This is a genomic window from Methylobacterium sp. WL18, assembly GCF_008040015.1.
GTDB lineage: Bacteria > Pseudomonadota > Alphaproteobacteria > Rhizobiales > Beijerinckiaceae > Methylobacterium > Methylobacterium mesophilicum.
On record NZ_VRVD01001298.1, the window covers coordinates 1 to 507 of the forward strand.

Consider the following 507-nt stretch of genomic DNA (forward strand, 5'->3'; position numbering starts at 1 on the left):
GCGCCACGATCCGGCCGAGCGGCAGGAGGTCGTGCTCGTTGCCGCCGGTCCCGTGCAGCAGCAGCAGCGGGGGCGCGGCGGCGGCGCCGGGCTCGAATAGGTGGATCAGGCTGAAAGCGTCCTGGGTCATGGCGACCTCGCTGGTGGCATGGTTTGCGCCCCCGCCCCGTTCGTCCAGGGCGGGGGCATCGGTTCAGGCGACCTTCGGCAGCACCGCCTCGATCTGGGCCCGGTGGGGCTCCAGCCCGGCGGGTAGCTTGAGGGCGGCGCCGAGGGACTCCGCCGGCTCGTCGACCGTGAAGCCGGGGGCGTCGGTGGCGATCTCGAACAGCACGCCGCCGGGCTCGCGGAAGTAGACCGACCGGAAGTACTGGCGGTCCCGCTGCTCGGTGACCTGGAGGCCGAGCCCGGCGAGTTTGTCCGCCATCGCGGCCTGGGCGGCGTCGTCGGCCGCCCGGAACGCGATGTGGTGGACCGAGCCCGCACCCTGCCGGCCGGGCAGGAAGC

At 74.2% G+C, this 507-nt stretch carries 1 protein-coding gene and 1 pseudogene; both read right to left on the bottom strand.

Annotation, left to right across the window (positions count from 1 at the left end):
- A pseudogene (locus FV228_RS34690) lies at positions 1 to 130 on the bottom strand (alpha/beta hydrolase); the annotation flags it as partial.
- Positions 131 to 193: 63 nt separating this feature from the next.
- Positions 194 to 507 (bottom strand): VOC family protein (locus FV228_RS32420; RefSeq protein WP_187278012.1); only part of this gene is annotated, 314 nt, incomplete at its 5' end.